At 43.4% G+C, this 23,882-nt stretch carries 12 protein-coding genes; 7 read left to right on the plus strand and 5 right to left on the minus strand.

Annotated features, from left to right (window positions below; all coding sequences use genetic code 11):
* Nucleotides 1–72: 72 nt before the first annotated feature.
* The 7 genes from EGS47_RS13535 to EGS47_RS13565 all read left to right on the plus strand — a co-directional run bounded on the left by EGS47_RS13535 (nucleotide 73) and on the right by EGS47_RS13565 (nucleotide 18,570).
* A complete protein-coding gene (locus EGS47_RS13535; RefSeq protein WP_125269731.1) occupies nucleotides 73–11,271 on the plus strand; it encodes a tandem-95 repeat protein in 11,199 nt (3,732 codons plus the stop codon).
* Nucleotides 11,272–11,418: 147 nt separating this feature from the next.
* Entirely contained in the window at nucleotides 11,419–12,927 is a 1,509-nt protein-coding gene (locus EGS47_RS13540) for a TolC family outer membrane protein (protein WP_171394544.1), read from the plus strand.
* On the plus strand, nucleotides 12,924–15,077 hold the full coding sequence (locus tag EGS47_RS13545) for a type I secretion system permease/ATPase (protein WP_005004858.1): 2,154 nt from the start codon (nucleotides 12,924–12,926) through the stop codon (nucleotides 15,075–15,077). Before EGS47_RS13540 ends, EGS47_RS13545 begins: the two co-directional genes overlap by 4 nt.
* Nucleotides 15,074–16,264, plus strand: coding sequence for an HlyD family type I secretion periplasmic adaptor subunit (locus tag EGS47_RS13550; RefSeq protein WP_004988690.1), 1,191 nt, complete (start codon nucleotides 15,074–15,076; stop codon nucleotides 16,262–16,264). The genes EGS47_RS13545 and EGS47_RS13550 overlap by 4 nt, the downstream gene beginning before the upstream one ends.
* 115 nt (nucleotides 16,265–16,379) lie before the next feature.
* Nucleotides 16,380–16,976 (plus strand): IMPACT family protein, encoded by a 597-nt coding sequence (locus tag EGS47_RS13555; RefSeq protein ID WP_005004857.1) that lies wholly within the window; start codon nucleotides 16,380–16,382, stop codon nucleotides 16,974–16,976.
* Entirely contained in the window at nucleotides 16,969–17,583 is a 615-nt protein-coding gene (locus EGS47_RS13560) for an acyltransferase (RefSeq protein WP_005004856.1), read from the plus strand. The genes EGS47_RS13555 and EGS47_RS13560 overlap by 8 nt, the downstream gene beginning before the upstream one ends.
* 144 nt (nucleotides 17,584–17,727) lie before the next feature.
* Nucleotides 17,728–18,570, plus strand: a complete 843-nt coding sequence (locus EGS47_RS13565) for a universal stress protein (protein WP_005004855.1) — start codon at nucleotides 17,728–17,730, stop codon at nucleotides 18,568–18,570.
* Nucleotides 18,571–18,689: 119 nt separating this feature from the next.
* On the opposite strand, the gene EGS47_RS13570 is transcribed toward EGS47_RS13565, so the two are convergent.
* From EGS47_RS13570 to mutS, 5 genes are all read right to left on the minus strand, one after another.
* Complete coding sequence (locus EGS47_RS13570; RefSeq protein ID WP_005004850.1) at nucleotides 18,690–19,358, minus strand: O-methyltransferase; 669 nt, start codon at nucleotides 19,356–19,358, stop codon at nucleotides 18,690–18,692.
* 145 nt (nucleotides 19,359–19,503) lie between these two features.
* The gene (locus EGS47_RS13575; protein WP_005004842.1) at nucleotides 19,504–20,223 is read right to left on the minus strand and encodes a D-Ala-D-Ala carboxypeptidase family metallohydrolase; all 720 of its coding nucleotides are present in this window, start codon (nucleotides 20,221–20,223) and stop codon (nucleotides 19,504–19,506) included.
* Between the two features lie 129 nt (nucleotides 20,224–20,352).
* Entirely contained in the window at nucleotides 20,353–20,682 is a 330-nt protein-coding gene (gene fdxA / locus EGS47_RS13580; protein ID WP_004652744.1) for a ferredoxin FdxA, read from the minus strand.
* 159 nt (nucleotides 20,683–20,841) lie between these two features.
* A complete protein-coding gene (locus EGS47_RS18445; RefSeq protein ID WP_004988673.1) occupies nucleotides 20,842–21,018 on the minus strand; it encodes a hypothetical protein in 177 nt (58 codons plus the stop codon).
* A 156-nt stretch (nucleotides 21,019–21,174) separates the two neighbouring features.
* Entirely contained in the window at nucleotides 21,175–23,814 is a 2,640-nt protein-coding gene (gene mutS / locus EGS47_RS13585; RefSeq protein WP_035272328.1) for a DNA mismatch repair protein MutS, read from the minus strand.
* Between the last annotated feature and the right edge of the window lie 68 nt (nucleotides 23,815–23,882).

Below are 23,882 nucleotides of genomic sequence, written 5' to 3' on the forward strand. Positions count from 1 at the left end.
TTAAAAGAAAGTAAATCATAAATTATTTATCAAGGGTTTAGTAATGGGTTTACTCATTATTGGGGATAAGACATGACAAAATTTGTAGTAACTGAAAAAAAATCTTTAGTAAAGAATACGATAGATAATTCGCAAGTCATATTAAAAGCGGCGGCTATTGTTCAGGTTAACTTACATCGAGAAGATGTTGCTGAGTTTATTCAAGATGGTAATAATTTAATTTTAAAACTGCAAAATGGCGATGTCATTACCATCCAAAATTTCTTTGTACAATATGAAGATAAGATCGTTTCAGATTTAGTTTTTGAAGATAATGATTGTGCTTTTTTGTGGTTTGACTGGAACAATGGTGCTCCATTATTTAAAGAAATTTCTGGTTTAGAAGTTCTTTTGCCGATTGCGAGTGGCAGTAGCTCAGGTGCGCTTCTTCCATGGATTGCTGGTGGACTCGCCGTGATAGGTGGAACTGCTTTGGGAAGCAGTGGAAGTAGTGGGAAAGATAATAATGAATCAGTCAATAAAGCACCACAAGTTCTCGAAATTAATAAACAACAACCTATAAGTGTCATTGAAGATGTACCTAAAACTGGTGTAATTATCAATGTCACGGATCCAGATGGTGATCATCTTACTTATAGTGTTTCAGAGAAGCCGACGCACGGTACCGTCAGCATTGACTCAGCAACAGGTGGTTATACCTATACCCCGAATGCCAACTACAACGGTTCAGACAGCTTTGAAGTGACGGTTGCTGATGGCAAAGGTGGCAGCACGACAGTAACTGTTCCAGTTACCGTAACTGCGGTGAATGATGCACCGACAGCGACTGCCAATTCAGTGACTACAGATGAAGATACCGCAGTGACTGGCAATGTGGTTGGACAAGATGTTGATGGAGATAGCTTAACCTATACAGTAAGCACCAATCCAAGTCATGGTACCGTCAGCATTGACTCAGCAACAGGTGGTTATACCTATACCCCGAATGCCAACTACAACGGTTCAGACAGCTTTGAAGTGACGGTTGCTGATGGTAAAGGTGGCAGCACGACAGTAACTGTTCCAGTGACGATTGCCGCAGTAAACGATGCACCGACAGCGACTGCCAATTCAGTGACTACAGATGAAGATACCGCAGTGACTGGCAATGTGATTGGACAAGATGTTGATGGCGATAGCTTAACCTATACAGTAAGCAGCAATCCAAGTCATGGTACCGTCAGCATTGATCCAGCAACAGGTGGCTATACCTATACCCCGAATGCGAACTACAACGGTTCAGACAGTTTTGAAGTGACGGTTGCTGATGGCAAAGGTGGCAGCACGACAGTAACTGTTCCAGTTACCGTAACTGCGGTGAATGATGCACCGACAGCGACTGCCAATTCAGTGACTACAGATGAAGATACCGCAGTGACTGGCAATGTGGTTGGACAAGATGTTGATGGAGATAGCTTAAGCTATACAGTAAGCACCAATCCAAGTCATGGTACCGTCAGCATTGATCCAGCAACAGGTGGCTATACCTATACCCCGAATGCGAACTACAACGGTTCAGACAGCTTTGAAGTGACGGTTGCTGATGGCAAAGGTGGCAGCACGACAGTAACTGTTCCAGTTACCGTAACTGCGGTGAATGATGCACCGACAGCGACTGCCAATTCAGTGACTACAGATGAAGATACACCAATCAATGGCAATGTGGTTGGACAAGATGTTGATGGAGATAGCTTAACCTATACAGTAAGCACCAATCCAAGTCATGGTACCATCAGCATTGACTCAGCAACAGGTGGCTATACCTATACCCCGAATGCCAACTACAACGGTTCAGACAGCTTTGAAGTGACGGTTGCTGATGGTAAAGGTGGCAGCACGACAGTAACTGTTCCAGTTACCGTAACTGCGGTGAATGATGCACCGACAGCGACTGCCAATTCAGTGACTACAGATGAAGATACACCAGTCACTGGCAATGTGATTGGACAAGATGTTGATGGCGATAGCTTAAGCTATACAGTAAGCACCAATCCAAGTCATGGTACCGTCAGCATTGACTCAGCAACAGGTGGCTATACCTATACCCCGAATGCGAACTATAACGGTTCAGACAGCTTTGAAGTGACGGTTGGTGATGGCAAAGGTGGCAGCACGACAGTAACTGTTCCAGTGACGATTGCCGCAGTGAACGATGCACCGACAGCGACTGCAAACTCAATCATCACAGACGAAGACAAACCTGTCACAGGCAATGTGGTTGGACAGGATGTAGATGGTGATACGTTGACGTATACGATTGCGACTGGACCAGCAAATGGTACCGTCAGCATTGACTCAGCAACAGGTGGTTATACCTATACTCCGAATGCGAACTATAACGGTTCAGACAGCTTTGAAGTGACGGTTGCTGATGGCAAAGGTGGCAGCACGACAGTAACTGTTCCAGTTACCGTAACTGCGGTGAATGATGCACCAGTGGTACAAGCGACCACCGCATCGGGTAACGAAGACAACATCATTGCAGTGAGCCTCAGTGGTACAGATATTGATGGTACAGTTGCAAGCTTCAAACTCAGCACACTTCCAGCCAATGGCAGCTTCTACAGCAACTCTGCTGGGACAGGCACTGCGTTAACGACGACAGATGTGATCACAGCGACTTCAAATGGCGCGACGATCTACTTCAAACCGAATGCAGACTGGAATGGCAGCACCAACTTCCAATACAGTGCAACCGACAACAATGGTTTAGTCTCAAGCAGCAATGCGACAGGCACGATTACGGTAACTGCGGTAAATGATGTACCGACAGCGACTGCCAATTCAGTGACTACAGATGAAGATACCGCAGTGACTGGCAATGTGGTTGGTCAAGATGTTGATGGAGATAGCTTAAGCTATACAGTAAGCACCAATCCAAGTCATGGTACCGTCAGCATCGATCCAGCAACAGGTGGTTATACCTATACTCCGAATGCGAACTATAACGGTTCAGACAGCTTTGAAGTGACGGTTGCTGATGGCAAAGGCGGAACGACGACTGTTACGGTTCCAGTTACCGTAACTGCGGTGAATGATGCACCGACAGCGACTGCCAATTCAGTGACTACAGATGAAGACAAACCTGTCACAGGCAATGTGGTTGGACAGGATGTAGATGGTGATACGTTGACGTATACGATTGCGACTGGACCAGCAAATGGTACCGTCAGCATTGACTCAGCAACAGGTGGTTATACCTATACTCCGAATGCGAACTATAACGGTTCAGACAGCTTTGAAGTGACGGTTGCTGATGGCAAAGGTGGCAGCACGACAGTAACTGTTCCAGTTACCGTAATTGCGGTGAATGATGCACCGACAGCGACTGCCAATTCAGTGACTACAGATGAAGATACCGCAGTGACTGGCAATGTGGTTGGACAAGATGTTGATGGCGATAGCTTAACCTATACAGTAAGCACCAATCCAAGTCATGGTACCGTCAGCATTGACTCAGCAACAGGTGGTTATACCTATACCCCGAATGCCAACTACAACGGTTCAGACAGCTTTGAAGTGACGGTTGCTGATGGCAAAGGCGGAACGACGACTGTTACGGTTCCAGTTACCGTAACTGCGGTGAATGATGCACCAGTGGCACAAGCGACCACCGCATCGGGTAACGAAGACAACATCATTGCAGTGAGCCTCAGTGGTACAGATATTGATGGTACAGTTGCAAGCTTCAAACTCAGCATACTTCCAGCCAATGGCAGCTTCTACAGCAACTCTGCTGGGACAGGCACTGCGTTAACGACGACAGATGTGATCACAGCGACTTCAAATGGCGCGACGATCTACTTCAAACCGAATGCAGACTGGAATGGCAGCACCAACTTCCAATACAGTGCAACCGACAACAATGGTTTAGTCTCAAGCAGCACTGCGACAGGCACGATTACGGTAACTGCGGTAAATGATGCACCGACAGCGACTGCCAATTCAGTGACTACAGATGAAGATACCGCAGTGACTGGCAATGTGGTTGGACAAGATGTTGATGGAGATAGCTTAAGCTATACAGTAAGCACCAATCCAAGTCATGGTACCGTCAGCATCGATCCAGCAACAGGTGGTTATACCTATACCCCGAATGCGAACTACAACGGTTCAGACAGCTTTGAAGTGACGGTTGCTGATGGCAAAGGTGGCAGCACGACAGTAACTGTTCCAGTTACCGTAACTGCGGTGAATGATGCACCGACAGCGACTGCCAATTCAGTGACTACAGATGAAGATACACCAGTCACTGGCAATGTGATTGGACAAGATGTTGATGGCGATAGCTTAACCTATACAGTAAGCACCAATCCAAGTCATGGTACCGTCAGCATTGACTCAGCAACAGGTGGTTATACCTATACTCCGAATGCGAACTATAACGGTTCAGACAGCTTTGAAGTGACGGTTGCTGATGGCAAAGGTGGCAGCACGACAGTAACTGTTCCAGTTACCGTAATTGCGGTGAATGATGCACCGACAGCGACTGCCAATTCAGTGACTACAGATGAAGATACCGCAGTGACTGGCAATGTGGTTGGACAAGATGTTGATGGCGATAGCTTAACCTATACAGTAAGCACCAATCCAAGTCATGGTACCGTCAGCATTGACTCAGCAACAGGTGGTTATACCTATACCCCGAATGCCAACTACAACGGTTCAGACAGCTTTGAAGTGACGGTTGCTGATGGCAAAGGCGGAACGACGACTGTTACGGTTCCAGTTACCGTAACTGCGGTGAATGATGCACCAGTGGCACAAGCGACCACCGCATCGGGTAACGAAGACAACATCATTGCAGTGAGCCTCAGTGGTACAGATATTGATGGTACAGTTGCAAGCTTCAAACTCAGCATACTTCCAGCCAATGGCAGCTTCTACAGCAACTCTGCTGGGACAGGCACTGCGTTAACGACGACAGATGTGATCACAGCGACTTCAAATGGCGCGACGATCTACTTCAAACCGAATGCAGACTGGAATGGCAGCACCAACTTCCAATACAGTGCAACCGACAACAATGGTTTAGTCTCAAGCAGCACTGCGACAGGCACGATTACGGTAACTGCGGTAAATGATGCACCGACAGCGACTGCCAATTCAGTGACTACAGATGAAGATACACCAGTCATTGGCAATGTGATTGGACAAGATGTTGATGGAGATAGCTTAAGCTATACAGTAAGCACCAATCCAAGTCATGGTACCGTCAGCATCGATCCAGTAACAGGTGGCTATACCTATACCCCGAATGCCAACTACAACGGTTCAGACAGCTTTGAAGTGACGGTTGCTGATGGCAAAGGTGGCAGCACGACAGTAACTGTTCCAGTTACCGTAACTGCGGTGAATGATGCACCGACAGCGACTGCCAATTCAGTGACTACAGATGAAGATACACCAGTCACTGGCAATGTGATTGGACAAGATGTTGATGGCGATAGCTTAACCTATACAGTAAGCACCAATCCAAGTCATGGTACCGTCAGCATTGACTCAGCAACAGGTGGTTATACCTATACTCCGAATGCGAACTATAACGGTTCAGACAGCTTTGAAGTGACGGTTGCTGATGGCAAAGGTGGCAGCACGACAGTAACTGTTCCAGTTACCGTAATTGCGGTGAATGATGCACCGACAGCGACTGCCAATTCATTGACTACAGATGAAGATACACCAGTCACTGGCAATGTGATTGGACAAGATGTTGATGGCGATAGCTTAAGCTATACAGTAAGCACCAATCCAAGTCATGGTACCGTCAGCATCGATCCAGCAACAGGTGGCTATACCTATACCCCGAATGCCAACTACAACGGTTTAGATAGCTTTGAAGTGACGGTTGCTGATGGCAAAGGTGGCAGCACGACAGTAACTGTTCCAGTTATCGTAACTGCGGTGAATGATGCACCAGTGGCACAAGCGACCACCGCATCGGGTAACGAAGACAACATCATTGCAGTGAGCCTCAGTGGTACAGATATTGATGGTACAGTTGCAAGCTTCAAACTCAGCACACTTCCATCCAATGGCAGCTTCTACAGCAACTCTGCTGGGACAGGCACTGCATTAACGACGACAGATGTGATCACAGCGACTTCAAATGGCGCGACGATCTACTTCAAACCGAATGCAGACTGGAATGGCAGCACCAACTTCCAATACAGTGCAACCGACAACAATGGTTTAGTCTCAAGCAGCAATGCGACAGGCACGATTACGGTAACTGCGGTAAATGATGTACCGACAGCGACTGCCAATTCAGTGACTACAGATGAAGATACCGCAGTGAGTGGCAGTGTGGTTGGACAAGATGTTGATGGAGATAGCTTAACCTATACAGTAAGCACCAATCCAAGTCATGGTACCGTCAGCATTGACTCAGCAACAGGTGGTTATACCTATACCCCGAATGCCAACTACAACGGTTCAGACAGCTTTGAAGTGACGGTTGCTGATGGCAAAGGCGGAACGACGACTGTTACGGTTCCAGTTACCGTAACTGCGGTGAATGATGCACCGACAGCGACTGCCAATTCAGTGACTACAGATGAAGATACACCAATCAATGGCAATGTGATTGGACAAGATGTTGATGGAGATAGCTTAAGCTATACAGTAAGCAGCAATCCAAGTCATGGTACCGTCAGCATTGACTCAGCAACAGGTGGCTATACCTATACCCCGAATGCGAACTACAACGGTTCAGACAGCTTTGAAGTGACGGTTGCTGATGGCAAAGGTGGCAGCACGACAGTAACTGTTCCAGTTATCGTAATTGCGGTGAATGATGCACCGACAGCGACTGCAAACTCAATCATCACAGACGAAGACAAACCTGTCACAGGCAATGTGGTTGGACAGGATGTAGATGGTGATACGTTGACGTATACGATTGCGACTGGACCAGCAAATGGTACCGTCAGCATTGACTCAGCAACAGGTGGTTATACCTATACTCCGAATGCGAACTATAACGGTTCAGACAGCTTTGAAGTGACGGTTGCTGATGGCAAAGGCGGAACGACGACTGTTACGGTTCCAGTTACCGTAACTGCGGTGAATGATGCACCAGTGGCACAAGCGACCACCGCATCGGGTAACGAAGACAACATCATTGCAGTGAGCCTCAGTGGTACAGATATTGATGGTACAGTTGCAAGCTTCAAACTCAGCATACTTCCAGCCAATGGCAGCTTCTACAGCAACTCTGCTGGGACAGGCACTGCGTTAACGACGACAGATGTGATCACAGCGACTTCAAATGGCGCGACGATCTACTTCAAACCGAATGCAGACTGGAATGGCAGCACCAACTTCCAATACAGTGCAACCGACAACAATGGTTTAGTCTCAAGCAGCACTGCGACAGGCACGATTACGGTAACTGCGGTAAATGATGCACCGACAGCGACTGCCAATTCAGTGACTACAGATGAAGATACCGCAGTGACTGGCAATGTGGTTGGACAAGATGTTGATGGAGATAGCTTAAGCTATACAGTAAGCACCAATCCAAGTCATGGTACCGTCAGCATCGATCCAGCAACAGGTGGTTATACCTATACCCCGAATGCGAACTACAACGGTTCAGACAGCTTTGAAGTGACGGTTGCTGATGGCAAAGGTGGCAGCACGACAGTAACTGTTCCAGTTACCGTAACTGCGGTGAATGATGCACCAGTGGCACAAGCGACCACCGCATCGGGTAACGAAGACAACATCATTGCAGTGAGCCTCAGTGGTACAGATGTCGATGGTACAGTTGCAAGCTTCAAACTCAGCACACTTCCAGCCAATGGCAGCTTCTACAGCAACTCTGCTGGGACAGGCACTGCGTTAACGACGACAGATGTGATCACAGCGACTTCAAATGGCGCGACGATCTACTTCAAACCGAATGCAGACTGGAATGGCAGCACCAACTTCCAATACAGTGCAACCGACAACAATGGTTTAGTCTCAAGCAGCAATGCGACAGGCACGATTACGGTAACTGCGGTGAATGATGCACCAGTGGCACAAGCGACCACCGCATCGGGTAACGAAGACAACATCATTGCAGTTAACTTAAGCGGTACAGATATTGATGGTACAGTTGCAAGCTTCAAACTCAGCACACTTCCAGCCAATGGCAGCTTCTACAGCAACTCTGCTGGGACAGGCACTGCATTAACGACGACAGATGTGATCACAGCGACTTCAAATGGCGCGACGATCTACTTCAAACCGAATGCAGACTGGAATGGCAGCACCAACTTCCAATACAGTGCAACCGACAATAATGGTTTAGTCTCAAGCAGCAATGCGACAGGCACGATTACGGTAACTGCGGTGAATGATGCACCAGTGGTACAAGCGACCACCGCATCGGGTAACGAAGACAACATCATTGCAGTTAACTTAAGCGGTACAGATGTCGATGGTACAGTTGCAAGCTTCAAACTCAGCACACTTCCATCCAATGGCAGCTTCTACAGCAACTCTGCTGGGACAGGCACTGCATTAACGACGACAGATGTGATCACAGCGACTTCAAATGGCGCGACGATCTACTTCAAACCGAATGCAGACTGGAATGGCAGCACCAACTTCCAATACAGTGCAACCGACAACAATGGTTTAGTCTCAAGCAGCAATGCGACAGGCACGATTACGGTGACTACGGTGAATGATGCACCAGTTCTTGATCTTGATGCCAATGACAGCTCAGGTGAAACTGGCAGTAATTACCGTACAAGTTATCTTGCAGGCGCTGCTGCCATTTCGATAGCAGACACAGACATTAAAATTACTGATGTTGATGCAGCCACAGTCCCTCAACAGATTTCAGGGGCAACCATTACATTAACCAATACTCAATCTGGCGATGTGTTACAAGCAGGTACATTACCAAGTGGTATTACTGCTACACAATCAGGTAATACAATTACTTTGAGTGGAACGAGTACGCTTGCTAATTATGAAACTGCGATTAAGGCAATTACATTTAGTACAGGTTCTGGTACCACTACATCGGTGGTTACTCGTGAGATTTCAGTTAAACTAACAGATATTGGTGGTGCTGATAGTAATATTGCAACGACCAAGATAGATGTAAGTAGTATTGTCGCTCCAGGGACTCCAGGATCTACTGCAAATAATGGTGATAATATAATTAATGGCGGTAATGGTGATGATGTTTTACTGGGAGATTCAGGGGGAGTCAAAACAGTTCTTGTTCCAGGTACCAACTACAATATTGCCTTTCTTTTGGATGTTTCTGGAAGTATGGCTGATGACCTTGATCGTGATTCTGGAACTACCAATGAACGTATTAACCTATTAAAAGCAGGGTTAAAACAGTATATTCAAAATACTGTCTTACCATTTGCTGATGCTGATGGCACGGTAAATGGGGGAGAGATAAATATCGCCTTAATTGGTTTTTCATCTAGTGCATCAACTAGTGTTAGAATTAGTATCAATGATGTGAAAAGTGGGAACTGGAGTGCAATTAATACAGCTATTGATAATCTTGCAGCTGGAGGTGGAACAAACTATGAAGCTGCTTTCGGTAAAACGGTTGAATGGTTTAAAAGTTTACCTTCTACAGCTGTAAACACAAGCACTGGTGCTGCAAATACTTCCAATAATTATCAGAATCTAACATTCTTTATTACCGATGGTGATCCTACATCGCGTATGAATGGTAATACTGAATCTACAAATAGTAATCAACAAACTGTATTAAGTGAATCTAAAACCACATTTGACAATGGCTATAATGCTACTACAGGTAATGTTGGCTTAGGTAATATTAGCAAAGTCAATGCGATCGGGATTGGTAATGCTGTTGATAAATCGTGGTTACAGTTATTTGATAACAGTGATTCTGTGGGAAATATTACTGTTGATGCTGGTTCTAGTAATTCACCAACTGTGACTACAATCGCCAATTTCAATAATGATACAGGTTTAAATGCACGCAGCAATTGGAAAGTGCAGTCTGGTAATACAGACGGGGTTGTTACAGCATCGGGTTCAAGTAATAACCGTCTTGTTTTAAAAGACAATGTAGCCGTAAATGGTAAAGCAGCAGTATATGAAGGACCTGAGATTATTGTAGATAATACTAAGGTATCTAAAGGTTATATTTCATTCAGTTATACACAGCAAAACTGGATTGCAAATGATAGCTTTACTTGGACTCTACAGAAGAAAAATAATGATGGGACTTGGACGAGTGTCGAAACAGGTTCGAATGCTTCTGCAAATGATCATGCGACCAATACAAATGCGCTCACTATGCAAACAGGTATTATTACCAGTGAAGGAGCTTATCGCTTTGTATTTACAGTTGAAGATAAAAATGGTACTGCAAATTATCAAGCACAAATTGATGATCTTCAGTGGAATGTAAGTTCAGGCAATGATACTGTGACTGGATCTGGTGGACAGCCAGATATTGTAATGACGGCTGATCAATTACAGTACGCGCTACAAGCTGGGGGGTTATATCCAACTTTAAATCCTGTTGGAAATGACACCATTAATGGAGGTGATGGTAACGACATTATTTTTGGTGATGTAATTAATACTGACGCACTTACTTTTGGTGGAACCCGTAACTTTAACTCGGCCTCTCAACCTGATGCTCTTGGTTCAGGGATGGCGGCATTAGATAAACAATTACAAGTCACTTTGGGTCATACACCGACTGATCTTGAAAGATATCAATATATTAAAGATCATTATAGTGATTTTAATGTTGCTACTGATACCAGAGGTGGAAACGATACACTGAATGGTGGAAATGGTAATGACATTCTTTATGGTCAAGGTGGAAACGACACGCTAAATGGTGGAGCTGGTAATGATATCTTATCTACTGGTCAAGGCAATGACACCGTTCTCTATAATGTTTTGAATACTGCTGATGCCAATGCTGGAAATGGTCGTGATACATGGATTGATTTTCATGTTGGAAATGTGACAACAGATGGGAACGCTGACGTGATTAAGTTTGGTACAGGCTTCTTTGATGGATTATTAGCAAATAATAGTAATATTGCGAATTACATTAAGTTTACTCAGAGCGGTAACGATGTCATTCTTTCTGTAGACCGTGATGGTACTCAAGGCGCTGTACAAAACTGGTCTGAACTTGTTGTTCTACAGAATCATACAACGACTGAAGTAAACTTACAGGATCTATTGAATAATCATCAAATCATCATCGGTTAAACCGAATTAAGACATTTTTAAAAACTGCTTCAGTCATGAAGCAGTTTTTTTATTGGTGAAATAAAATTTAGTGAAATGATAAAATTGTACTTGAAATCAAGTACAATTTTTGACTTGAATATTAAGTTCAAATTCTGGAATAAAAGAATGAACAAATGGCGGCATTTTATAAGAATTCCTCTTTATTTATTATGTGGTTTTTATATACCTATTAGCTATGCAGACTCTTCCTCCACGGTGGGTAAATCACTTAAACAAAGCGTAGAAAACCTGTTTCACTCAACACCAGATAATAATTTTAATAAAGTAAGTTTTCAGGATTTATCTAACTTTCAAGTAGATACATCTAGTTTAGATCGTTTACCTGTAGTGGGAAGCTTTTCAACTCCTTCAACACAAGCATATTCGACAAGCAATTTAGCAAATCACCAAATTGATCTTGTAGATGCAGTAAAGATCGGTGTACAACGCAACCCTGAGATCAGCCAAAGTATTGCTAGTCTTGCTGCACAAAACTCCAATATCGATGTGGCCAAAGCCCAGTACTACCCACAACTCACAGCTGGGATCAGTACAGGTGATTTAACCACAGGCGAACGCGGTCGCCAGCTCCTGACCTTGAGTGCCACCCAACTCTTGTATGACTTTGGCAAAGTCAAATCCAGTGTCGATACCCAAAAAGCCAAACTGATCGTAGAACAGGCCAACGTACTGGTCAGCATCGATGACATTGCCTATCAGGTTGCCTCTGCGGTGATCAATATTGAACGCTACCAACGCATCAGTCAGATCGGAGAACAACAGGTGGCAGGTATCCAGCGCATTCTGGATATTGCCAACTTGCGAGCTAACGCAGGGATTAGCAGTCAGGCTGACCCTGTACAGGCTGAATCTTACTTACAATCGGCACAATCGAGCCTGATCGCCCAACAATCCTTACTGCGACAATACCAACAGCGGCTACGCACACTTTTGGGCTTTGATGTCAGCAATAAAAACTGGACGATTCCAGAAAATCTGGTGCAATCCTCTGATCTCTTTAGAGACCCGGAATTTAACACCATCCCAAAAATGATTTCAGCACAGGCAGAAGTAGAAGTTGCCAAATCCCAAAAAAAACAAACTCAGCTCAGCCTCTATCCGACCTTATCTGTCAAAGGTTCACTGAGTCAGGCCCTAAATGGGGTCAATCCCAATAACAACAAAGACGATGGCTTTTATAACAGCATCATGCTGGAAGCCTCCAGTAACTTCTTTCAGGGGGGTGCAGTGGCTGCCCAAGTAAAATTTGCCAGCTATGCAGAAGAAGCGGCACGCTCCAAAGTCAACACCGTGTATCTAGATGTACTGGATCAACTGCGTACCACACGCGAAAACATCGAAAACAAACAAAGACAAATACAAGTATTGTCAGAACGACAAGCAACCACGGTCAGAACCCGTGAGCTATATCAGGAACAATATAAACTGGGGACGCGCTCAGTACTGGATTTGCTCAACGCAGAAATGGCTATTCATGCGGCCAACAACGAACTTGAAACTGCACGTTATGACATTTACAACAGTTTGGTGCAATTTATCCAGACCACGGGACGGACTCGTCAGGCCTACCAACTAAACCATCTTTCAATTCAGGGATTTGAGGTGCAACCATGAGTCAAGCATTCAATTATCAGCCGTGGTTACAATCCGTCCTTGTGATCGCCAAACACTATCGGATCGAACCGTCAGAAGAACGCATCCGCCTTCAACTGGACTGGAACCAGAACCACACGGTGGATGACGTACTATTACTGATTTGCCGACAAATGGGACTGAACTATCGCAAACTTACCTTTTCAGGCGAACTCTTAAACCCATGGCGCTTGCCCGTCATCGCAGAATTTCATGATGGACAAGTCGGGGTTATAGACAAAGCGGATGGAGAAGGACAGGTCAGCATCCAGCTCAGTGGAGAACAAGGCTTAGCCCAAAGCTTTCGGCTGGATCAACTCAATAGCCTGATCAAAAACATCTATATCGTACGTCCAGAAAGCTCAATTCCTGATGCACGCGTCGATGAATACATCAAACCCTATGAACCGAGCTGGTTCTGGTCGATTGTTCTCAAAGACTGGAAACGCTATATCGATATCATGTTCGCCTCACTGATTGCCAATATTCTGGCATTGGCGACCATTATCTTTTCCATGCAGGTGTATGACCGTGTGGTTCCCTCCCAGTCTTATCCAACCCTATGGGTCTTGGCAGGTGGAGTATTACTGGCAGCGATCTTTGAATTTGTATTACGTGTTGCCCGAATTTATCTGTCCGATATCATTGGAAAACGAGCGGATCTGAAAATCTCAGATCGGGTATTTGGCCATGCACTACGCATCAAAAATAAAGAACGCTCCAAATCAACAGGGACTTTTATTTCACAAGTTCGTGAATTAGAAGGAGTGCGTGAACTGGTGACCTCAACCACCATCAGTGCCATTGCTGATTTGCCATTCTTCTTCCTGTTTCTGGTGATTTTCTGGTTGATTGGCGGAAACTTATTCTGGGTGATGGTCTTGGTGGTGCCATTGATGATTGTGCCAGGACTGCTGGTACAAAAAAAATTAGCCAAACTGGCACAAGAAGGCATGCGCGAATCCTCAATTCGTAATGCCATTCTGGTGGAAGCGGTACAGGGCATTGAAGACATCAAACTACTGCGCGCTGAATCCCGCTTTCAAAACCAGTGGAACCACATGAATGAAGTCTCTGCTGATATCAGCATGCGGCAGCGGAAGATCGTGGGGATACTCACTGCCTGGACCCAAAAAATACAGGGTCTGACCTATGCGATAGTGGTATTAGTGGGATGCTTTGCTGTGATTAAAGGAGACATGACCACAGGTGCATTGGTGGCCTGTTCGATTCTATCCTCTCGAATGCTGGCACCGATTTCACAAATCACGGGGGTATTGGGACGTTTACAACAAGCCAAAGTCGCAAAAACCAGTCTGGATGAACTGATGAAAAAGCCAGTAGATCAACCAGATCAGGCACATCTGATTCATAAACCTGTGATCTATGGTGACTATGAACTTAAGGGCGTAGTATTTCAATATGGACAGGATGATCCCAAACCGACCTTGATCATCCCGAATCTGAGCATACAGGCAGGAGAAAAGATTGCGGTACTTGGGCGCAATGGCGCAGGTAAATCGACCTTATTACAACTGCTGTCTGGCATGCAATTTCCACTACAAGGCAAAATCAGTCTGGATGGTTTGGACTTAAGCCTGATTGATCCATCAGATATCCGTCGTGACATGGGACTTTTAAACCAAAATGCTCACCTGTTCTACGGCACCATACGAGAAAACTTAACCCTTGGCGCACCTTTGGCCAATGATGAAGACATTCTCAAAGTTCTGAAAATGACAGGTGCTTTAAGCTTCGTTGAAGAGAAAAAAGAAGGACTGGATCATCTGATTTTAGAGGGAGGTGTGGGTTTCTCTGGTGGACAACGACAAGCCTTATTGTTGGCACGACTACTGATTCGACAACCGAACATCTTACTACTGGATGAACCAACTGCATCAATTGATGATGTTTCAGAAAAAATGTTGATTGATCACTTAAAAACATGGCTCGGGCATCGTACCTTAATTGTGGCAACACATCGACGTGCAGTATTGGAGCTGGTTGATCGGATTATCGTGGTCAATGAAGGCAAAATTGTCATGGATGGACCGCGTGACCAGATCCTCAATGGCCAGAACGCCGCCACAGCAGCCCAACAGATTCAAACAGGACCAGGAGCACGTTCATGAGTGACGCACTACAACACCCAAAACGCGCGACAAAAGTGTCCTATAAAGAACCGCCTTTACCGCGCGCCAGTTTAGTGATCTGGATTATCGGTATCGGCTTGCTGATATTATTGCTTTGGGCAGGACTATTTCAACTTGAAGAAGTCTCTACGGGTACAGGCAAAGTCATCCCATCTTCTAAAGAACAAGTGATTCAATCACTGGATGGTGGAATCCTGACCAAGCTAGATGTACAAGAAGGTGATATTGTCGAAAAAGGACAAGTGCTGGCACAGCTTGATCCGACCCGCTTTGAATCGAACGTAGGCGAATCGCAATCCTTACTGATTTCAGCACAGGCAACAGCAGCGCGATTACGTGCAGAAGTAAATGGTACCCCATTGGTGTTTCCCGATGAGGTGAAAAAAGATCCGAAACTGGTACAAGAAGAAACTGCCTTATATAATTCCAGACGCGAAAATTTGGAACAGTCAATTTCGGGTTTAAAACTGGCTTTACAACTGGTTCAGCAGGAACTCACCATGACCGAACCCTTAGTTGCCAAAGGCGCTGCCAGTGAAGTAGAAGTATTACGCTTAAAACGTGAAGCCAATGACCTGCAAAATAAAATCAATGATGCACGTAACCAATATTACGTCAAATCACGTGAAGAATTATCAAAAGCCAATACCGATACCGAACAACAAATGCAGATTGTACGTGGTCGTACTGACACTTTAAACCGCACCACATTTAAAGCCCCGGTACGTGGTGTGGTCAAGGAAATTGCGGTGACCACCCAAGGTGGGGTGATTCCACAAAATGGCAAGTTGATGACCATTGTGCCACTGGATGAACAACTGCTGATTGAAGCACGTATTTCTCCACGAGATATTGCCTTTATCCATCCGGGTCAGGAAGCACTGGTCAAAATCACCGCCTATGACTACTCGATTTATGGGGGGTTAAAAGGCAAGGTGACGGTGATTTCGCCAGATACGATTCGAGATGAGGTGAAGCAGGATCAGTTTTATTATCGGGTGTATATCCGTACCGATTCTGACAAGCTTTATAACAAAGAAGGCAAGTCGTTTAGTATCACGCCGGGGATGGTGGCAACGGTAGATATTCGTACGGGTGAGAAGACGGTACTGGATTATTTATTAAAACCGTTTAACAAGGCCAAAGAGGCGTTAAGAGAGCGGTAAATAGTAATAAAGAATTGAAGAGATGCTTAAATCCCCGCTATTGCGGGGATTTTTGTCATTACCAACTTTAATTCAGGCTATAATGTTAATTTTATGATTGATCTTTTTTGCTGCTATGCCTTTTACCATCGCACAACTGGTTTGTTTTGAAGAAGAAATCAAAAAAAGTCGATTTCAGGCATTTGCAACTCCTGTTGAAAACGAAGAACAGGTTAAAGCTTTTTTGGAAAACTATAAAGATATCAGCACGACTCATCAGTGTTGGGCTTGGAAAATAGGGCATCAGGTACGCTTTAATGATGATGGTGAACCTTCTGGCACAGCCGGTCGACCGATTTTGGCAACCATAGAAGGCAATGAACTGACCAATGTTTTAGTTTTGGTTAATCGTTGGTTTGGTGGCGTAAAACTCGGAACGGGTGGTTTGGTACGCGCCTATGGAGGCTGTGCAGGACAATGCTTAATACTCGCAGAAAAAATAGAACTCATTGAAAAAAAACAGGTTATTTTCTCTTGTTATTTTAATGAATGGCCAATTCTTCAATATGAATTGAAACATCAGCAAATGGAATATACTGAAAATTACACGGCTGAAGGTGTCATTGTAGAAGCTGCTTTACAGATTCATCAGATTGACCCATTAAAATTAAAACTTCAGGATATCACCCGTGGGCGAGAACAATTAAAAATTGTGGAGCCTGAACATGAATGATGAACGCTTGCTGAAATATCGGGAACAGCATAAGCACCGGCTCAACTATATGCCATGGCTTTATTGGTCATTAAAACCCAAACACCGTGAATGGGCAGAAGCATGGCAGATGGAATATCAAACCTATTTGATGGAAATGGAAACTGTTGAAATTGGGAAAAACTGTTTTATTTCTCCATTGGCACATATCTTTGCGGAACCTGGACGCAAAATTAGCATTGGTGATAATACCTTTATTGCAGCCGATTGTACCTTACATGGGCCTTTAAGCATTGGCAATGAAGTGGCGATCAACCATCATTGTATATTGGATGGCGGTCGTGCAGGGATTGTGTTGCATGATCAAGTGCGAATTGCCGCGTATTGTCATCTCTATGCTTTTGATCATGGTATGGAATTAGATCGTCCAATTTATCAGCAACCTGTGACCTCCAAAGGCATTGAAATTGGTCAGGATGTCTGGCTTGGCGCGCACGTCGGTGTCAAAGATGGCATTTCAATAGGGCAAAATGCCGTCGTGGGTATGAATAGTATGGTGACGAAAGATGTAGAGGCTTATCATGTTGTTGCAGGGAATCCTGCACGCTGGATTAAAAATAGAAAATAGCTGGTTTTTTAATCATTTAATTGTTTTATATACAAAATAATTTAAACCATATAAAAAATTACCGTAGTTTTAGCCGAATTATGCTAAGTTAAAAGTAACAAACAAAATCTCCAAGGCATCAGACCTTAATGAAGAGAGGCTATTATGAGTCGTGTTATTGCATGTATTGATTCTTCACCTTGTATTAATGCAATTGCAGAAGCTGCCGCTTGGGTGGCTAAACAAACCAAGCGTGAACTGGTGTTATTACAAATTCTTGACTACTATCCTGCCAGTTATCATCTCGGTGAAATTAGTGGTGTCATTGGTTTTGAGAGTAATGCCATGTTGCTCAAAGAACTTGCCGAGCTAGAGCAGAAACAAAGTGAACTGGCTTTAGACTATAGCAATAATTTACTTAAACATATCTCTGAAATGATAGAAGAAAAATATGGTTTAAGCAGTTCAAAGATTCAGGAAAAGGGGGACTTTCTTGAACAAAGTTTTAGTATTTTAAAAGAAGATGATTTTGTGGTGATTGGTCGCGTGGGGGAGCGTGCAGCAGAAAAAAACAAACCCATTGGTAGTAATGTTGAAAATTTTATTCGCGGTGCAAACTGTACTGTCATGACCGTTGGTGAAACTTTTAAAGCGCCAACCCGTTTTATTTTTGCTTATGAATACTCTCCAACTTGCGTCAAAATGATGCATCGGATTGCGCAGAGTGATTTGCTTAAAACTTTACAATGTCATTTACTTTATGTGGGTGATCATCCTCAAGTCTTAAAAGATCCAGAAGAATTTTTAAGCCATGCGGGCATCGAGGTGGTCACGGTTTATCGTTATGGCGATGTGGCAGAAAATATACTCGAATATCAACGTGAACATGGTATTCAGATGATCGTGCTAGGTGCATTTAGTCACAGTAAAATCCACCAGTTCTTTTTGGGTAGTATTGCCACCTCGATTTTCCGTAATGCGACGGTACCACTCTTGGTCGCGAAATAATGTAATGCCTTATCCATAGTTATCCGCAAATCTTGTGGATAACTATATGGACAAGCAATGTAAATAAAAATAGGTTATTGTTTTTAAATAAAAAATAAATAAAGCATATTTTTTGATCATCATTTTACAATGGCAATTGCAAAGCCATCATGACCTTTACTGCCTACTGTTTGTAAAGCGGTACAGGATAAAATTCGAGGATGATTTTGCAAAGCTTCAAAGGTCTGACGAATACCTTCAATACTTGGTTTTTTATTATTTTCATCCAGAATATCACCCGCACGGATCACATTATCCAGTACCAGAATCGTACCCGAATGTGAAAGATTCAAGGTTAATTCTAAATATTCAGGATAACTTTGTTTATCTGCATCGATAAAAATAAAATCAAATGGTTCAAATGTCGTAGGGTCTATTTCACGTAAAATATCTGCGGCACGTCCGACTTTGAGTTCAACAGGCATTTCGAATTGAGCATGATCAATATTTTGTTGTGCCAGTGCTGCATGGCTATCTCGTCCTTCAATGGTAAGTAAATAGCCATCCTTAGGTAAAGTGCGCGCTAGCCAGACTGTACTATAGGCCGCAAATGTTCCTAACTCCAAAACACGTTTACACTGATTCATCTGAATCAACATTTGTAAAAGCATACCCTGATTAGGTGCAACGGCCAAATGATCTGGAAATCCCTGATTGGCAGTATTCTCCAGTGCAAATTGCAGGTTTGGATCTTCGGGAATTAAATGTGAATCGATATAGTGATCAATGTCTGTCCACATCTGTTGCATAACGGGTGTTACCTATACTGAGATAGCAGCATTTTAACCATTTCTATTCGATGTGCAATTTTAAGTGACAGGAAAATCAAAACTTCACTCTCTAATATTGAAAAAGAGACTCATATGGTCTCTTTCAAACAAAATAAAGATATTTTTAATAATTACACATTGAACTATTGCGACTATGATCGGGTCCCCAAGTTCGATAGCCTTGAGTATCAATATGAATCTGTCCTGAAGCATAAATACCGATGCCCATATCCAGACTTTGTCCATGTTGTGCCCAGAATTGGCATAACTTAAATTTGGTATTTTCAATGAAAGCGTAATCTTGCGACTCTGGATACTCAGGGCCAATACGAAAATCGATCGCTGAATTAAATAAATGTCGCGAAGAGTTCGCTCCGCCTGCACATTGATTCAAAGGTAAATCCCGATAAACGGAAGTGACTTCAAAATCAGTGAGAACTTTTTGGGCGACTAAAGCTTTGAAAATGCGCAAGGTTGGGATGGCATTGTTCCAGAGTTCACGATTGGGAACTGCATATTGTGAACGGCCACATTTTTGCCAGTCCCGTGCCGTTTTTAATAATTCAAAATTAGGGACAACATTAGCGACATTATTACGCTCAAGAAAACGTTCATATTCTTGAACACGTGAACGATTATCACCCATGCTTAACCATGCTAAATAGGCGGCAGGAACGGTTTTCACTGGAACAGGACGTTCAAGTATGACTTTTTCCTGCGGAATATAAATACGATGTCCCGTGGAAGGTGTGACTTTTCCAGTTTTTTGAGGGGAGGTGGTACAAGCAACCATGAACATAGGTGCAAGGCTTATCGCAAGCAACCCCTTCAAAAATTTCGGCATAATACAATCAATTGCTTACTTTAAATTGGGCTTATTCTAATCGAAAAGGATGGATAAAATGAGGAAAAATTGCAATGAAATGTGTGATTCAGATACAAAAAGACCAGCTTTTGCTGGTCTAATGTGCAATTATTTCTCTAAATACTGAAGCTTATCTGGTTTACCGTTCCATTCTTCACGGTCAGCAGGTTGTTCACCAATTTGAGTAATATTATTGCCTGCCCATTTTTCAGACAGTTCAGCATTAAGTTCAATAAAGACTTCCTGACCTTCTGGTAATTCATCTTCTGAGAAAATTGCATTGGCAGGGCATTCAGGTTCACATAGCGCACAGTCAATACATTCATCAGGATTGATCACCAAAAAATTTGGGCCTTCGTAGAAACAATCAACTGGGCATACTTCTACGCAATCTTGGTATTTACATTTAATACAGTTTTCAGTGACAACGAAGGTCATGGCGACAGCTACCTAAAAAATATGGTTCTAATTCCGAATGCTGTATTTTAGGCAAAAAAGGGGGCGACTAACAATTCCTTTTATTGATATTTATTATTCGGATTGATGAAAAGGACTGATTTATATCACTGTAGTTGATAGTAACTCTCAATTAAACCATTATTTACTGGTTTTATGTGAGTTTTTTAGACCACCGCCATCTTGTTTATTTACCGTTGCCCATGCAATTCGTTCAGCTTCTTCTTGAGAATGTCCACGTTCTCGTTCACTTTCTTCAATATGTTGAGCTTGGCGTTTTTGTTTATCGGTATAGGCTGATTTATCTCCGCGTGACATTTTTATTTTCCTATTTTGAATATACGTTTATTTTTATCATTACCTCGTTATAAGCGGGTAAAAAGTTGTGAAAGATTTGTCCTTGTATGTAAATTGAAATGAATAAGATAAATGATCAGAACAGACCACTATGTGTGATCTGTTCCATAAGCTATTTCAAGAATTGAGAGTCGCTTTTAATGAATAAAGCTGTTCAAGTGCCTGACGAGGTGTCAAGTTATCGACATCAATTTGTTTCAGCATTTCAAGTGCAGGCGATTGAGCTTCAACTTCGATGACTTTTTCAATCACTGGTGTTTCAATTTCATGTTCAACCGCATTAAATAAATCATTTTGTACTGCGGATTGAATATGTTGCTGCTGCTGTTTTTCCAGTATTTTTAAGCGTTTCTGTGCTTCTTTAATCACGGCTGCTGGGATACCCGCTAGTTTTGCGACTTGTAAACCATGACTTTGGCTAGCGGGGCCATGTTGTACTTTATGAAGCAAGATCAAATTGCCATTCATTTCTTTAGCCGTCACATGATAATTATCAATCCCTGCTTCGCTGCCAAGCTCAGTCAACTCGAAATAATGCGTCGCAAATAAACATAAACATTTGATACGTTTAGTCAGGTCTAGCACACAGGCCCAAGCTAAGGACAAACCGTCATAGGTACTGGTACCACGCCCGACTTCATCCATCAAAACTAAAGATTGATGGGTAGCATGGTGTAGAATCTGTGATGTTTCGGTCATCTCCACCATAAAGGTCGATTTACCGGTCGATAAATCATCTGCTGAACCAATACGGGTAAAAATTCGATCAATCGGACCCAATTTGGCTGATTGAGCAGGCACATAACTACCACAATATGCCAATAAGCTAATCAATGCGGTTTGACGCATAAAAGTAGATTTACCCCCCATATTCGGCCCTGTGATGATCGCCATACGATGATGACTATCTAAAAAGGTATCATTAGGGGTATAGGGTGTTTTACTTAATGCTTCGACCACTGGATGACGCCCTGCATGAATTTTAATCCCGATCTCAGGGCTAAACTCAGGACGATTCCAGTGTTGCAAACGTGCTTGATGCGCAAAATTTGCCAAGACATCAATCTGGGCAATCGCTGCACTCATCATTTGTAAATTGGCAATATTCTGCCTAAGCGTTTCAAGCAAGTTTTCAAATAGTAGTTTCTCGCGGGCAAGCGCGCGGGATTCACTGGAAAGAACTTTATCTTCAAAACCTTTAAGTTCTGGTGTGATATAACGCTCGGCATTTTTTAGGGTTTGGCGACGAATATAATGCTCTGGAGCTTGCTCTGCCTGCGCGCGTGTCAATTCGATATAATAACCACTGACCCGGTTATAGCCAATTTTTAACGTCGGGATACCACTGAGTTCCCGTTCTTTAATTTCAAGATCAATCAGAAATTGTCCTGCATGATCACGTATTTTGCGTAGCTCATCCAGTTCACCATCATAACCTTCGGCAATCACATTACCATCACGCAGTAATACGGGCGGATTTTCGACAATTGCAGATAAAAGTAATTGATGGAGTTCTTTGAAATCGCCCAATTGCTGGTCGAGGTCAGCGAGTAAGGTCGAGGATTTTGCCTGAATTACAGGCAGTAATGCATGTCTCAGAAATGGAATTTGAGCACATGCATGACGTAATTGCACTAGATCACGTGGACGCGCACTGCCCAATGCAACACGACTTAGCACACGTTCAATATCACCAATTTCCTTTAATACTAAGCGCACGGGTGATTCGTGATAACCGGTTAATAACTGCTCCGTCGCGTCCAGTCGCGCATCTAGAAGTGCAGTATCACGGATGGGTTGCATTAAGGTACGACTGAGTAAACGACCGCCCATAGCAGTTTGGCAGTCATTGATTAAATTGAACAAAGACATCCCATGTTCAAATAGCGGGTCGATAATTTCCAGATTGCGGCGAGTGATCGGATCAAGAGCAATAAAATCTGAACTTTGTTCAAGTTGAATCGAGCGAATATGTGGCAGAGCAGTTTTTTGGGTTTCTTTGGCGTAGTGAATTAAGGCCGCAGCAGAGGCTTTGGCAAGGGGTAAATGATCAATTCCAAAGCCAGAAAGTGTTGCAACAGCAAACTGATCACATAAGGTCTTTTGGGCATTATTTAAATTAAAATCAACATTAGGGCGCTTGGTAATCGGGCAGTCTAATTGTTTTTTGATCTGTTCCAAAATATTCTGATCGACTAAATCTTCATCAACAACAATTTCACTCGGCATTAAGCGTGAAAGCTCAATTGCTAATTGTTCAGTTTTAAATTCGTGTTCCTGAACCTTAAAAATACTGGCACTTAAATCTAGTAAAGCCAGTCCAATTTTATTTTGTTGAATACACAGCGCGACCAAATTTGAAGATTGATAACTGCCTAGCAATGCATCATCAGTAATGGTCCCTGGCGTAATAATACGAACGACTTTACGCTCAACAGGTCCCTTGCCTGTAACTTCTCCCACCTGCTCACAAATTGCAACCGTTTGTCCTGCTTTGACCAGACGTGCTAGATAACCTTCGGCAGCATGATAAGGTACGCCAGCCATAGGAATAGGTTCACCATTGGTTTTACCGCGATGGGTCAGGGTAATACCTAATAACTTGGCTGCCTTACGTGCATCGTCAAAAAAAAGTTCGTAGAAGTCACCCATGCGATAAAAAAGTAAAGCATGCTGATGTTCCATTTTAACTTTTAGATATTGTTGCATCATAGGGGTATGGCTAGATAGGTCTGCTATGCTATTATTATCTTTCATCATCATTAAAGCCTTTATATTCAATAAGTTTGATAGTGTTTAACATAAGCAGAGTATCCAAGGGAGTA

Source organism: Acinetobacter sp. FDAARGOS_515, from assembly GCF_003938865.1.
Taxonomy (GTDB): Bacteria; Pseudomonadota; Gammaproteobacteria; order Pseudomonadales; family Moraxellaceae; genus Acinetobacter; species Acinetobacter ursingii.

Coding starts and splice junctions, on each gene's coding strand:
- EGS47_RS13535 (WP_125269731.1), top strand. CDS start 73: ATGACAAAATTTGTAGTAACTGAAAAAAAATCTTTAGTAAAGAATACG.
- EGS47_RS13540 (WP_171394544.1), top strand. CDS start 11,419: ATGAACAAATGGCGGCATTTTATAAGAATTCCTCTTTATTTATTATGT.
- EGS47_RS13545 (WP_005004858.1), top strand. CDS start 12,924: ATGAGTCAAGCATTCAATTATCAGCCGTGGTTACAATCCGTCCTTGTG.
- EGS47_RS13550 (WP_004988690.1), top strand. CDS start 15,074: ATGAGTGACGCACTACAACACCCAAAACGCGCGACAAAAGTGTCCTAT.
- EGS47_RS13555 (WP_005004857.1), top strand. CDS start 16,380: ATGCCTTTTACCATCGCACAACTGGTTTGTTTTGAAGAAGAAATCAAA.
- EGS47_RS13560 (WP_005004856.1), top strand. CDS start 16,969: ATGAATGATGAACGCTTGCTGAAATATCGGGAACAGCATAAGCACCGG.
- EGS47_RS13565 (WP_005004855.1), top strand. CDS start 17,728: ATGAGTCGTGTTATTGCATGTATTGATTCTTCACCTTGTATTAATGCA.
- EGS47_RS13570 (WP_005004850.1), bottom strand. CDS start 19,358: ATGCAACAGATGTGGACAGACATTGATCACTATATCGATTCACATTTA.
- EGS47_RS13575 (WP_005004842.1), bottom strand. CDS start 20,223: ATGCCGAAATTTTTGAAGGGGTTGCTTGCGATAAGCCTTGCACCTATG.
- fdxA (WP_004652744.1), bottom strand. CDS start 20,682: ATGACCTTCGTTGTCACTGAAAACTGTATTAAATGTAAATACCAAGAT.
- EGS47_RS18445 (WP_004988673.1), bottom strand. CDS start 21,018: ATGTCACGCGGAGATAAATCAGCCTATACCGATAAACAAAAACGCCAA.
- mutS (WP_035272328.1), bottom strand. CDS start 23,814: ATGAAAGATAATAATAGCATAGCAGACCTATCTAGCCATACCCCTATG.